Origin of the sequence: Pseudomonas sp. XWY-1, from assembly GCF_002953115.1 — a bacterium.
Classification (GTDB): Bacteria; Pseudomonadota; Gammaproteobacteria; order Pseudomonadales; family Pseudomonadaceae; genus Aquipseudomonas; species Aquipseudomonas alloputida.
In genome coordinates this window covers 101,846-115,474 of record NZ_CP026332.1, presented here as the reverse complement: position 1 = coordinate 115,474, position 13,629 = coordinate 101,846, and the positions used below count along the sequence as shown (strand labels likewise).

Below are 13,629 nucleotides of genomic sequence, written 5' to 3'. Positions count from 1 at the left end.
ACGACAATGGAAGACATGCTGATTTCCCACGGCATCTATAACCTGATCATTTTCGTGCTGGCCATCTATGTGGGCTACCACGTGGTGTGGAACGTCACCCCGGCGCTGCACACCCCACTGATGGCGGTCACCAATGCCATCTCGGCAATCGTCATCGTCGGCGCCATGCTGGCCGCGGCCCTGACCGTGACCCCAGCTGGCAAGCTGATGGGCACCCTGGCCGTGGCCCTTGCCGCAGTCAACGTGTTCGGTGGCTTCCTGGTCACCCGCCGCATGCTTGAGATGTTCAAGAAGAAAACCAAGAACGAGGCGAAGAAGTAAGCATGAGCATGAATCTGGTAACGCTCCTCTACCTCGTCGCCTCGGTGTGCTTCATCCAGGCGCTCAAGGGCCTGTCGCACCCGACCACCTCGCGGCGCGGCAATCTGTTCGGCATGATCGGTATGGGGCTCGCCATCCTCACTACGGTTGGCCTCATTTATAAGCTCGGGGCTGAACTTGCCACTGCCGGTATCGGCTATGTCATCGTCGGCCTGCTGGTCGGTGGCACCGCCGGTTCGATCATGGCCAAGCGCGTCGAAATGACCAAGATGCCCGAACTGGTCGCCTTCATGCACAGCATGATCGGCCTGGCCGCGGTATTCATCGCCATCGCCGCCGTACTGGAGCCGCAGTCGATGGGCATTGTGGCTGCCATCAGCGACCCGATCCCCACCGGTAACCGCCTGGAACTGTTCCTCGGCGCCGCCATTGGTGCCATTACCTTCTCCGGTTCGGTGATCGCCTTTGGCAAGCTGTCGGGCAAGTACAAGTTCCGACTGTTCCAGGGCGCACCGGTACAGTTCGCTGGCCAGCACAAACTGAACCTGATCCTTGGCCTGACCACCATCGCCCTGGGCCTGCTGTTCACTTTCACTGGCCACTACAGTGCCTTCACCCTGATGCTGGTCCTGGCCTTCATCATGGGTGTGCTGATCATTATTCCGATCGGCGGCGCCGACATGCCAGTGGTGGTGTCGATGCTCAACAGCTACTCGGGCTGGGCAGCGGCCGGCATCGGCTTCTCGCTGAACAACTCGATGCTGATCATCGCCGGTTCCCTGGTAGGTTCGTCCGGTGCCATCCTCTCGTACATCATGTGCAAGGCGATGAACCGTTCGTTCTTCAACGTCATCCTTGGCGGCTTCGGTGGCGATACCGACACTGGCGCGGCGCAAGGTTCGCAAGAACAGCGGCCGGTGAAGTCCGGTTCGGCTGACGATGCCACCTTCCTGCTCAGCAACGCCGACAGCGTGATCATCGTTCCGGGCTACGGCCTGGCGGTAGCCCGCGCACAACACGCGCTGAAAGAGCTGACCGAGAAGCTGACCCACAACGGCGTGACCGTGAAGTATGCGATTCACCCGGTGGCGGGCCGTATGCCCGGGCACATGAACGTACTGCTGGCCGAGGCTGAAGTGCCGTACGATCAGGTATTCGAAATGGAAGACATCAACGCCGAGTTCGGCCAGGCCGACGTGGTGCTGGTGCTGGGCGCCAACGACGTGGTCAACCCGGCGGCGAAGAACGATCCCAAGTCGCCAATCGCCGGCATGCCGATCCTCGAAGCGTTCAAGGCCAAGACCATCATCGTCAACAAACGCTCGATGGCCAGCGGCTATGCCGGCCTGGACAACGAACTGTTCTATCTGGACAAGACCATGATGGTGTTCGGTGACGCCAAGAAGGTCATCGAGGACATGGTCAAGGCGGTGGAGTGACACCAGCCGCTGCAAACCAGCTGATATAAAGGAAGCCCCGGTCAGAATCTGCCGGGGCTTTTCTTTTATTGATCCGGATCAACGGCTCAAATACAAGGCTTCTCATACGACCATGGTCGTGGGACGGCAATGGGCGAAATCTCTAGACTGCGCTGCAGTAGTTTCAGTAGCCCGAGATAACAATCCATGTACCGTGATCGTATCCGCTTGTCCTCCCTGCACAGCAAGGTAATGAGTGCGGCTGATGCCGCTGGTCTGATCGAGGACGGCATGACTGTCGGCATGAGCGGCTTCACCCGCGCCGGCGAAGCCAAGGCCGTACCGCATGCACTGGCCGAACGTGCCAAGCAATCGCCACTGAAAATCAGCCTGATGACCGGCGCCAGCCTGGGCAATGACCTGGACAAACAACTGACCGAGGCCGGTGTGTTGGCCCGCCGCATGCCGTTCCAGGTCGACAGCACCCTGCGCAAAGCCATCAATGACGGCCAGGTGATGTTCATTGACCAGCACCTGTCGGAAACCGTCGAGCAACTGCGCAACCAGCAGCTGAAGCTGCCGGACATCGCGGTCATCGAAGCCGTGGCCATCACCGAGCAAGGCCACATCGTGCCAACCACTTCGGTGGGCAACTCGGCCAGCTTCGCGATCTTCGCCAAGCAGGTGATTGTGGAGATCAACCTCTCGCACAACACCAACCTCGAAGGCCTGCACGACATCTATATCCCAACCTACCGCCCGACTCGCACGCCAATCCCGCTGGTAAAGGTGGACGACCGTATCGGCAGCACCGCGATCCCGATCGATCCGGCCAAGATCGTCGGTATCGTCATCAGCGACCAGCCGGACTCGCCGTCCACTGTGCTGCCGCCAGATGATGAAACACAGGGCATCGCCAACCACCTGATCAACTTCCTCAAGAAGGAAGTGGATGCAGGCCGTATGACCAACAAGCTCGGCCCACTGCAAGCCGGCATTGGCAGCATTGCCAATGCGGTGATGTGCGGCCTGATCGAGTCGCCGTTCGAAGACCTGACCATGTACTCCGAAGTGCTGCAGGACTCCACCTTCGACCTGATCGACGCCGGCAAGCTTAGCTTCGCATCCGGCAGCTCGATCACCCTGTCGACGCGCCGCAATGCCGATGTGTTCGGCAACCTGGAGCGCTACAAGGACAAGCTGGTGCTACGCCCGCAGGAAATCTCCAACCACCCGGAAGTGGTACGTCGCCTGGGCATCATCGGTATCAACACCGCACTGGAGTTCGATATCTACGGCAACGTCAACTCCACCCACGTCTGTGGCACCAGGATGATGAACGGCATCGGTGGCTCCGGCGACTTCGCCCGTAACGCCCACCTGGCGGTGTTCGTCACCAAGTCGATTGCCAAAGGCGGGGCGATTTCCAGCGTGGTGCCAATGGTCAGCCATGTCGACCACACCGAGCACGACGTGGACATCCTGGTCACCGAGCAGGGCTTGGCGGACCTGCGTGGCCTGGCGCCGCGCGAACGGGCGCGAGCGATTATCGACAACTGTGTGCACCCAGACTACCGCGCTGCGCTGAACGACTACTTCGACCGCGCCTGCCAGCGTGGCGGCCATACCCCGCACATCCTGCGTGAAGCCCTGAGCTGGCACGAAAACCTGGAAGAAACCGGGCGCATGCTGGCCAGCTGATCCAGATGTGGTACGGAACGGCGGCCCTGCTTCCGCTGTTCCGGCCTCTTCGCGGGCTTGCCCGCGAATGGGCCATAACAGTCAAACCCTTCTATCACTACGCCACTCCTCTACTAGTAGAATAATCTGTACTACTGTACTGGTTCTTTCAGACCTTCCCGACTGACAAATCCCCTTCTTCGAATCAAAACGCACCAAATAAGTGCGGACCAGTACAGTTACGCCTATTTCGAGTGCAACAGTAGGGTTACACAGTTAACTGAGCCATCGTCTTTCAACCGAACTGTATCTACTGTTATGGACGACAGAGGAGGATCATTGGCATCAGTTAAATCACTACCTAATGCCGCCATAAGCGGAAGGATGAAGCATCATGGAACGTACCCTCAGTTCCGGTCTGGTTTTTGAAAGCAACGCCCAGCAATCCAACACTTCGCTGCCACTGCGCGCATTGTCGACCCTGCTGCTGTGGCAGCGCCGTATGACCAGCCGTCGTCAACTGGCTCGCCTGGACTCCCGCCTGCTGGCAGACGCCGGTATCAGCGAGTCGCAGCGTTACGAAGAGCTGAGCAAGCCTTTCTGGCGCTAAGCTCCCGGCTTGCCGGCTTCGCCGGCACCGTGAATTCCTCAAACCCGTTGCAGGTGACTGCAGCGGGTTTTTTATTGCCCGAGAGACGCGCAGTCGCGTGCTTCAGATTGCGACCAGTACAGTTTTACAAAAATGAAAATTCGCCTTAACAGTTGTCTGGCACAGCAGTCGTTGTCATCTCTACGCAGCACTGCGTGATACGCTTGGCCTAACCGTCTGCTAGAACCCGTTGATGAAAACGTACCGTGACGAGCCCTGCAAACGTCCGATACAGCAGAACCAACCTGACCTACCCAGGAGTCCACATCATGAACCGTAAACACCTGCTTGGCGCCGCCCTGCTGCTTGGCCTGGCTGGCACTGCCAATGCCACCAGTTTCGTTGTCACCACCGACGCGGTAGTGGGCGCCGTTGCTGCCTCCACCGACGCCACATCCGACGTGAGCTCTTCCTTCCGCGACGACAAGATTGTCCAGGCAGCCCGCGATGACGCAGCCAGCTTCGTCGGCACTCAGGGCGCTATCCGCGGCGCCCGACTGGAAAGCGCCTTTGTGCACATCCGTTCGAACATGCCGGCCCTGCAAGCCAGCGATGCACAGCTGGCCCAGGCCATCCTGGCACTCTGATACGCGCCATGCACAACAGGTGCGTTGGCTTCGGCCCTCGCACCTGAGGTAGGCTTCGCCGTTCATTTTTCCAGCCTTCAAGAAAGCTCATGCGTTATCTGTTGCCATTGCTGTTCGCCGCCGCAGGCATGGCCAGCGCCCATGCCATGGATACCACCACACAAAGCCTGGTCATCACCGGCTATGTCACCAGCCAGGTCACAGTCGCACCATTCGATCGCAAACTGCTTACACAGGCCCGCGACGATGCCGCCGCATTCGTTGCCAGCGACGGGCTGATCCGTGGTGCGCGCCTGGAAGCCGCCCTGGAATCATTACGCCACAATTGCGCACGGCACGCCGTCGGCGATCTGGAACTGGCGCAGGCAATTCTCGTCCAATAACTACATCTGACTCCCTGTATTTTTCGGAGATGCTCCATGCGCAAACCGCTGATTGCCGCTTCCCTCGGCATGCTGCTGCTGGCCGACCTGGCCCAGGCACAGACCCTGGTGGCCACCAGCAACATCATCGTGCGTGCCTTTGGCCGCTCGATCGACTTCACCTCAGACACCACCACCTCGATCCGCGACTCCAAAGTGGTGCGCGAAGCCCACGACGACGCTGCAAGCTTCGTCGCCAGCAACGGTGACATCCGCGGCGTCCAACTCGAGGCGGCCTTCAGTACCCTGCGCGAGCGAGTACCGGAAGCGCGCGGCGCCAGCGACCAGGTATTGGCTGAAGCCATACTCGCACTGTGAAGCGCGTGCGTGCCTGGCTGCTTGGCTGCGCCCTGACGCTGCTCGGCACGCCCGCCTTGGCCGACCTGCAGCTTGAGCTGCAGGCGTCCGGCCTCGACCCACAACAAACAAAAGCCTCCCAAGCCCTGCTCGACGAGGCCATGGGCAAGCTGCCACCGCGCTTCAAGCAACAGCTGGACCGCCGCGTGCGGGTCAGCTGGAGCGACAACATGCCTGCCGACGCCTATGGGCAGGCATCACTGATATCCACCCTCGAGCTCAACCGCCGCTTGCTGCCCAGCCTCGCCGATGGCAGCGCCGCCGCTAAGCGCACCGACCGCCCACATGGCACGGTGCGTGAAGAGCTGCTGGCCACCGTGCTGCACGAGCTCACCCATCTCTACGACCGTGCCCGCCTGTGGCCCAGCGCCGAAAATGCGCTGATTGCACGCTGCAAACGCCAGCAAGGCACGCTGGGCAAGGTCGGCCTGCCGGAAGAATGCCGCGGGCAGGCCGAGCGCCGCTTCACCCTGAGCGACGACCCACGCCTGCTCGACCTGGCCGGGTGGCAGCAGTACGTGGGCCGACGAGGCGAGCGCGAACAGCACAATGGCCAATTCGTGCGCAGCCCCGACAGCTATGAGTTGAGCAGCCCCAAGGAATACATCGCGGTCAACATGGAGTATTTCCTCCTCGACCCGAGCTACAGCTGCCGTCGCCCGGCGCTGTATCAGTACCTTCGCGAACACTTCGGCTGGGCACCCCAACAGGACACCTGTGCCAAGGGCCTGCCATTCATCAATGCCGGCAGCGACTTCGCCCGCCAGCCCCTAGGTGAAATAGACCCGGAAAGGGTCTACGAAGTGGACTATCTGCTGGCTGAAGCCAATCAGAACCTGGTCAGCCGCTGGGGGCACAGCATGCTGCGCCTGGTGATCTGCAAGCCGGGCCGCCCACGCGGACCAGACTGCCGCCTGGACCTCGATCAAAGCCTGGTGCTGTCGTACCGCGCCTTCGTCAACGACGTGCAACTGTCCAGCTGGGACGGCCTGGTCGGCAACTACCCGTCGCGGCTATTCGTGCTGCCGCTGGGCCAGGTGATCGACGAATACACCAAGACCGAGCTGCGCAGCCTGGCCTCGGTGCCCTTGAAGCTCAGCCGCGACGAAATCGAGAACCTGGTGCGCCAGGCCGCCGAGATGCACTGGAGCTATGACGGCAACTACTGGTTCCTGTCCAACAACTGTGCCGTGGAGTCGTTGAAGCTGCTGCGCAGCGGCACCGCCAATCCACGCCTCAACGACCTGGACAGCATCATGCCCAACGGTTTGCTGGCAGTGCTCAAGGGCAGGGGGCTGGCAGATACCAGCGTGCTTGATAACCCGCGCGAAGCGTTACGCCTGGGCTACCGCTTCGATTCTTACCGCGACCGGTACCAGGCCATGTTCGAGGTGCTGAGAAAGCAGTTGCCAATCAAGCAAGCTCTGGTTGAAGACTGGCTGGCCCTCAATGCCGAGCAGCGCCGTAGCTGGTTCGCCAAGGCTGACCTGCGCACCAGTGCGGCACTGCTTCTGCTTGAGCAGGCCAGCCTGCGCCGGCAGCTTCTGCTGGCCCAGGACGAGGTCAAGCAGCGTTACCTGAATGCCGCAGCCTTGAAGGATGGCAGCATCAACAAAGCCGATGCCACGCTCAAGCAAATGCTTGCCAACAGCGGTTTTCTCAGCCGCCCGGCAGAGTTGCTCGATTCCAAAGGCTACGGGCTGCCGCAGCCAGAAGAGCGCAAGCACCTGGAGCAGGTGAGCAGAGAGCGCCAGGCACAGCTGTTGCGCTTGAGCACAAGCCTGGACAAAGAGGTGAGGGCGCTGCTGGAGCCGTCGCGAGCCAAGGAAATTGCAGCGGTCGAGGCAAACGTGAAGCAGATCGGCGAGCACTTGCGAGCGTTGCACAAGGCTGCTGGTGGCCTGCAGTTGTGATGTATGAAGGGCTGGCCCTTTCGCGGGCGAGCCCGCGCCTACAGGCGCTCCTCATCTTCCGAGGGCAAATCCTCATCCAGATGCAGCCAAGCCAACCGGCTGCCTGCCCAGATATGTCGGTTGGCTCGTACCCGCTCAGGGTGATCCAGCGTCGCCACCGTCACATCGATCGTCTGCGGGCTATGCGTGGTCACCAGCGCCACATGCGCCCCACACTGCCCACAGAAGTAGCGGCTGCAACTGGCAGGCGCCACATAGCAGCTCGGCTCGCCCCTTAACCACTGGAACCCAGAACGGGGCAGGGTAAGCCAGGTGACCACCAGTCCACCGCTGACCCGCCTGCAGATCGAACAATGGCAGTGGGCAATGTCCGTCAGGTTGCCCTCCAGCCGATAACGCAGGGCTCCACAATGGCAGCCACCTTCGGTTACATCCTGCATCACCTACCTCTCGTCACCTTTGCTTCAGCGAAAGCTGGCTGAAAGCTTGCCCTTTTAGGATAGCGCCCACTACCGGCACAAGACCGGTCAGCCAGGGCACCCGGTCAATACCGCGCCCGGCCCAATCAACAACAACAATGGTGATTCTGATGTCTTCCTGTGCCCGCCTTTTCGTAGTCCCCCTCCGCATGCTCCCCGCACAGCGCCCTACGCGCTGATACGCCCGAATCGACTGTCCTTTCGCCGCGCCACGCCTGGAGTATTGCCATGCTGACCTTCCTCGGCTTTGCCATGGTCATCACGTTCATGTACCTGATCATGACCAAGCGCCTTTCGGCCTTGATCGCGCTGATTCTGGTACCGATCCTGTTCGCCCTGTTCGGTGGTTTTTCCGCCAAGATCGGCCCCATGATGCTAGAGGGCATCAGCAAGCTCGCACCTACCGGCGTGATGCTGATGTTCGCCATCCTCTATTTCGCCCTGATGATCGATTCCGGCCTGTTCGACCCGGCCGTTCGCAAGATCCTCAAGCTGGTCAAGGGCGATCCGCTGAAAGTCTCGGTCGGCACCGCTGTACTGGCCCTGGTGGTCTCGCTCGACGGTGACGGCGCCACCACCTACATGATCTGCTGCGCCGCCATGCTGCCGATGTACAGCCGCCTGGGCATGAGCCCGCGGATCATGGCCGGCCTGATCATCCTCGCCGGCGGCGTGATGAACATGACCCCATGGGGTGGGCCGACCGCGCGTGCTGCCAGCGCCCTGCACGTAGACCCGTCAGACATCTTCGTGCCGATGATCCCGGCCATGCTGTTCGGTGTACTGGCGATCCTGGCCATTGCCTACATGTATGGCAAGCGTGAGCGTGCCCGCCTGGGCGAACTGCATCTGCCTACCGACGACATCGACCACAGCGAAATCACCGTCTCGCAGTACCCGGACGCACGCCGGCCCAAGCTGCTGTACTTCAACGGTGCCCTGACCGCTGCCCTGATGGTCGCGCTGATCGCCGGCCTGCTGCCGCTGCCAGTGCTGTTCATGATTGCCTTCAGTATCGCCATGATCGTCAACTACCCGTGCCTGCAACAGCAGAAAGACCGCATCGCCGCCCACGCCGGCAGCGTACTGGCCGTGACCGGGCTGATCTTCGCCGCCGGCATCTTCACCGGCATCCTGTCCGGCACCGGCATGGTCGACGCCATGTCCAAGAGCCTGCTGGCGGTCATCCCCGAGGCGCTGGGCCCATACTTGGCCGTAATCACCGCGATCGTGAGCATGCCGTTCACGTTCTTCATGTCCAACGATGCGTTCTACTACGGCGTGCTGCCGGTGCTGGCCGAAGCCGCCAGCCACTATGGCATCACCCCGGTGGAAATGGCCCGTGCGTCGATCGTCGGGCAGCCGGTACACCTGCTCAGCCCGCTGGTACCCTCCACCTACCTGCTGGTAGCCCTGGCCGGTATCGAGTTCGGCGATCATCAGCGCTTCACGCTCAAGTGGGCAGTGCTGGTATGCCTGTGCATAATGCTCGGCGCACTGCTGATGGGGATTTTCCCGCTGTTCAGTAGTCTTTAATACATCCGTATCACGTACGCGACGCGCCCTGACCGGGGCGCGTTGCCATTACCGCTCGAAGGAAAATACATGGAATGGCTGACCAGCCCGGAAATCTGGGTTGCCTTTTTCACCCTTACCGCGCTTGAGATCGTCCTCGGTATCGACAACATCATAATGATCTCGATTCTGGTCAGCCGCATGCCCAAGCACATGCAGCCACGCACCCGGATCTTCGGCCTGGCCCTGGCCATGGTCACCCGTATCATGCTGCTGCTGTCGATTACCTGGGTCATGCGCCTCACCGCCGACCTGTTCGTGGTCTTTGGCCAAGGCATCTCCGGGCGTGACCTGATCCTGTTCTTCGGTGGCCTGTTCCTGCTGTGGAAGAGCTCGCAAGAGATCTACCACGGTCTGGAAGGCGAGGACGAGAACGCAGAGGAGCCCAAAGGCGCAGGTGGCAAGTTCTTCTACACCATCATCCAGATCGCCATCATCGACATCGTGTTCTCGCTGGACTCGGTGATCACCGCTGTGGGCATGGTTTCCCACGTACCAGTGATGATCGCCGCCATCGTCGTGGCCGTGCTGGTGATGATGCTGTGCGCCGGCGCCATCAGCAATTTCATCGACAAGCACCCGTCGCTGAAGATGCTCGCGCTGTCGTTCCTGATCGTGGTCGGTACTGTACTGATCGCTGAAGCGTTCGATGTGCATGTGCCGAAGGGCTATGTCTACTTCGCCATGGCCTTCTCGCTGGGGGTGGAAGCCATCAACATACGCATGCGCACCGCCATGGCCCGCAAGGAAGGCAAGGATCATGAACCGGTGAAACTGCGCAAGGACATTCCGGGTCAATAAGGCCAAGGAAGTGCAGCACAACAAGGGCCCTTCGCAGGGCCCTTTTTAATGCCTTTTTTCTGTGCGTTTTTTCCTGCGCGTTGTCACTGTGGAGGCTTGCCCGCGAAGCAGCCCCCACGGGCAGTCATTCGTTTCAAGATCTGTTTCAAATAAATGACTGCCATGCGAAGCTGGCGACAGCTGGGCAAAACAACTAAAGCTTTGAGTGAGCACCGAAAATTCTTCAAATGCTCACGTTTCTTTTCTTGGCCCGATGGGCCTATGCAACAGGGGGCCTTCGCCATGCTGACCCTGCTCAACCTGCTCTCGGCCGTGACGCTTCTGGTCTGGGGTACCCACATTGTGCGCACCGGCATCCTCCGGGTATTCGGCTCGAACCTGCGGCGCATCATCAGCCAGAACATGGATAAGCGCCCGCTGGCATTCATCGCCGGTATTCTGGTCACGGCCATGGTTCAAAGCAGCAACGCTACGGCCATGCTGGTCACCTCGTTCGTCGGCCAAGGCCTGATGGCCATGACCCCGGCCTTGGCGATCATGCTGGGTGCCGACGTGGGTACCGCACTGATGGCCCGGGTACTGACCTTCGACCTATCCTGGCTGTCGCCGCTGCTGATCTTCCTTGGCGTGATCTTCTTCCTTTCGCGCAAGCAGACACGGGCCGGCCAACTGGGCCGGGTGGGCATCGGGCTTGGCCTGATCATCCTGGCACTCGAACTTATCGTGCAGGCAGCTGCGCCGATCACCCAAGCCCAAGGCGTGAAAGTGCTGTTTGCCTCACTGACCGGCGACATCATGCTCGACGCTCTGGTCGGGGCAATGTTCGCCATGATTTCCTACTCCAGCCTGGCTGCGGTTCTGCTCACAGCGACACTGGCCGGCGCCGAACTGATCAGCCTGCCGGTCGCCATCGGGCTGGTGGTCGGCGCCAACATCGGCAGCGGGCTGCTGGCCTTCATCAGTACCAGCATGCAGAACGCCGCCGGGCGCCGGGTGGCCTTGGGCAGCCTGCTGTACAAGCTGATCGGCCTGGTGCTGATCATCCCTGTGCTGCACCCGCTGGTGGCATGGATGGACTCGCTGAGTTTCAGCCCTCAGGAACTGGTCATCGGCTTTCACCTGCTCTACAACACGCTGCGCTGTCTGATCATGCTGCCCACGGTCAAACCGATGGGTCGGCTGTGCAACGCCCTGCTACCTGAACGGGAAATCGGCAATGGTCAGGTGCGCCCGCGCCACCTTGACGCCTCGGCCCTGGAAACGCCCAGCCTGGCCCTGGCCAACGCCGCCCGCGAGACTTTGCGCCTGGGGGACATCGTCGACAGCCTGCTCGAAGCCATGCTTGGAGCCCTGCGTGGCACCCAGACCGCCATGCCACAGCAAGTTCGCGCCTTGGGCGAAGACGCCGAAGCCCTGTACAGCGCAATCAAGCTGTACCTGGCGCAGATGTCACGGGAAGACCTCAGCGAACAAGACAACCGCCGCTGGGCCGAAATCATCGAGCTGTCGATTAACCTCAAACTCGCCTGCGACCTGATCGAACGCATGCTGCGCAAGGTCCAGCAGCAGAAAACCAGCCAGCGTCGGGAATTTTCCCAGGTAGGCCTGGAAGAGCTGACCGGCCTGCAGGAGCAATTGCTGGCCAACCTGCGCCTGGGCCTGTCGGTGTTCCTCAGTGCCGACCCGGAAAGCGCCCGCTTGCTGCTGCGGGAAAAACGCCGGTTCCGGGCCCAGGAACGGCGCCTCGCCCACGCCCATGTCAGCCGCCTGCAGCGCAAGGTCGTGCAAAGTATCGAGACCAGTTCGCTACACTTGGAGCTGATCGCCGACATGAAGCGGTTGAACTCTTTGTTCTGTAGCAGTGCCTATGTGGTACTGGGCGGCTCGGACACCGGAGGGCTGATGCTCGACAGTGTGCCCGATGAAGCCCGCCTGCCGTGATTTCTCCTAGCTGAGGACCCTCGCTCGCCCATGCGTTGCCTGATGTTCGTTTGCCTGCTGATCTGCAGCCTGCCCTCGTTCGCCCTCGACCGCTCGCGGGTTGAAGGCTACCTGTTGCCCAATGGTCTGCAGGTCATCCTGAAAGACGGCTACGAACGTGACCATGTGGCGATTCGTCTGGTGGTCGGCGTGGGCCTGGATGATTTCGACTGCGAGCAGAAAGAGCTGCCACACCTGCTTGAGCACCTGCTGTTCAGTGGCATCGACGAAACAGGCGAAGGCGGGCTGGAAGAGCGCCTGCAAGCGCTCGGCGGCGAGTGGAACGCCTATACCAGCAGTGCCGACACCACCTTTGTCATCGAGGCCCCGGCACGCAACCAGCGCAAGGTCCTCGACCTGCTGTTGGCAGTCATCCGCGATACCACCATCGACGCCAAGGCCCTGGCCACCGCCAAGCGCATCATAGAGCGCGAGGACGGCGGCCACTATGGCCATCTGCAGCGCTGGCTCGACCGCCAGGATATCGGCCACCCCGCCAGCGACCAACTGGCCACCGAGCTGGGGCTGAAATGCCCGGAGCGCTCCAACCTCGACGACATGACCTTGGCGCAAGTTCAGGCGTTGCGTGACCGCTGGTACGCCGCCAACAACATGACCCTGATCATGGTCGGTGGCCTCGACCGCCTGCTTCCGGTCTATCTGGAGCGGTCGTTTGGCGAACTGCCCGCCACTGAACCCGAAGAGCGCCGCAACCTTGAAAGCATCACCCGACAGGCCGAGCAGCGTCGCAACCTGACCCGCGGCTGGCTGGGTGATGGCGTCAAATTGCACTGGCTGTTCATCGAGCCGGTGCTGGACAACGACCACCAAGCCACCCTCGACCTGCTGTCGCGCTACCTGGACTGGGCGCTGTACGACCAGCTGCGCCTGCGCAACGAGCTGTCCTACGGCCCCTCCGTGCAGCGTGAGAGCTTTGGCGACACCGGCTTGCTCAGCCTCAATGCGGACCTTGAGCGCGATGACATCGACAAGGCTGTCAAGGTGATGCAGGCCCTGTTCGACCACCTGCGCAAGGAAGGCCTGGACCCGGACACCTTCGCCCGCATCAAGGAAGCCAGCATCGCCAAGGAAAGCTGGAGCACCCAAGGCAACAGCGCCTTGGCCGACTACTACTGGGGGGCGCTGAACGACTATACCGACGGGCGCTTTGCCAACCCGATGCGCAAGCTGCGCCAGGTCAGCCTGGAACAGGCCAACGAGGCACTGAAGGATCTGCTCAAGGAAGATGGCTATGTGCGCATCGAAAAGCCGTTGCTAGGCTATGACGAGCTTTACGGGCTGATGGCCTTGCTTGTGGGGCTGGGCCTGGCGGCGGGGCTGTTGCGCTGGCGGCGGCATGGACCTGAACGGCCCAGTGGTGCTACACGGCAGCGGTAAATCGGCGGTATCCTTTTGCCAGTACCGACCCTTTCGCGGGCTTGCCCGC

Annotated in this window: 13 protein-coding genes; 12 read left to right on the top strand and 1 reads right to left on the bottom strand. The window is 61.2% G+C overall.

Annotated elements, in window-relative coordinates:
• Positions 1-6 precede the first annotated feature (6 nt).
• The 8 genes from PRJ_RS00575 (at position 7) to PRJ_RS00540 (ending at position 7,347) form a co-directional block, all read left to right on the top strand.
• Positions 7-321 carry an NAD(P) transhydrogenase subunit alpha gene (locus PRJ_RS00575; protein ID WP_003252914.1) on the top strand — a complete coding sequence of 105 codons (315 nt, stop codon included), beginning with the start codon at positions 7-9 and terminating at the stop codon, positions 319-321.
• 2 nt (positions 322-323) lie between these two features.
• Positions 324-1,760, top strand: coding sequence for an NAD(P)(+) transhydrogenase (Re/Si-specific) subunit beta (locus PRJ_RS00570; protein ID WP_003252919.1), 1,437 nt, complete (start codon positions 324-326; stop codon positions 1,758-1,760).
• 186 nt (positions 1,761-1,946) lie between these two features.
• Positions 1,947-3,440 (top strand): acetyl-CoA hydrolase/transferase family protein, encoded by a 1,494-nt coding sequence (locus PRJ_RS00565; protein ID WP_104960560.1) that lies wholly within the window; start codon positions 1,947-1,949, stop codon positions 3,438-3,440.
• A gap of 373 nt (positions 3,441-3,813) precedes the next feature.
• Positions 3,814-4,029 (top strand): DUF1127 domain-containing protein, encoded by a 216-nt coding sequence (locus tag PRJ_RS00560; protein WP_003252924.1) that lies wholly within the window; start codon positions 3,814-3,816, stop codon positions 4,027-4,029.
• Positions 4,030-4,337: 308 nt separating this feature from the next.
• Complete coding sequence (locus tag PRJ_RS00555; protein WP_014589278.1) at positions 4,338-4,655, top strand: DUF2388 domain-containing protein; 318 nt, start codon at positions 4,338-4,340, stop codon at positions 4,653-4,655.
• Between the two features lie 89 nt (positions 4,656-4,744).
• Positions 4,745-5,038, top strand: a complete 294-nt coding sequence (locus PRJ_RS00550) for a DUF2388 domain-containing protein (protein WP_010951544.1) — start codon at positions 4,745-4,747, stop codon at positions 5,036-5,038.
• A 36-nt stretch (positions 5,039-5,074) separates the two neighbouring features.
• On the top strand, positions 5,075-5,395 hold the full coding sequence (locus PRJ_RS00545; RefSeq protein WP_020192357.1) for a DUF2388 domain-containing protein: 321 nt from the start codon (positions 5,075-5,077) through the stop codon (positions 5,393-5,395).
• Positions 5,392-7,347, top strand: a complete 1,956-nt coding sequence (locus PRJ_RS00540; protein WP_104960559.1) for a DUF4105 domain-containing protein — start codon at positions 5,392-5,394, stop codon at positions 7,345-7,347. The genes PRJ_RS00545 and PRJ_RS00540 overlap by 4 nt, the downstream gene beginning before the upstream one ends.
• A 38-nt stretch (positions 7,348-7,385) precedes the next feature.
• Here PRJ_RS00540 and PRJ_RS00535 read toward each other — a convergent pair whose 3' ends face one another.
• Positions 7,386-7,787 (bottom strand): GFA family protein, encoded by a 402-nt coding sequence (locus PRJ_RS00535; protein WP_104960558.1) that lies wholly within the window; start codon positions 7,785-7,787, stop codon positions 7,386-7,388.
• Between the two features lie 267 nt (positions 7,788-8,054).
• On the opposite strand from PRJ_RS00535, the gene PRJ_RS00530 reads away from it, so the two are divergent.
• The 4 genes from PRJ_RS00530 (at position 8,055) to PRJ_RS00515 (ending at position 13,580) form a co-directional block, all read left to right on the top strand.
• Entirely contained in the window at positions 8,055-9,362 is a 1,308-nt protein-coding gene (locus tag PRJ_RS00530; protein ID WP_010951541.1) for a CitMHS family transporter, read from the top strand.
• A gap of 69 nt (positions 9,363-9,431) precedes the next feature.
• The gene (locus PRJ_RS00525) at positions 9,432-10,202 is read left to right on the top strand and encodes a TerC family protein (RefSeq protein ID WP_003252940.1); all 771 of its coding nucleotides are present in this window, start codon (positions 9,432-9,434) and stop codon (positions 10,200-10,202) included.
• Positions 10,203-10,484: 282 nt separating this feature from the next.
• On the top strand, positions 10,485-12,143 hold the full coding sequence (locus PRJ_RS00520; protein ID WP_104962844.1) for a Na/Pi cotransporter family protein: 1,659 nt from the start codon (positions 10,485-10,487) through the stop codon (positions 12,141-12,143).
• Between the two features lie 30 nt (positions 12,144-12,173).
• A complete protein-coding gene (locus PRJ_RS00515; protein ID WP_104960557.1) occupies positions 12,174-13,580 on the top strand; it encodes a pitrilysin family protein in 1,407 nt (468 codons plus the stop codon).
• Positions 13,581-13,629: the final 49 nt, after the last annotated feature.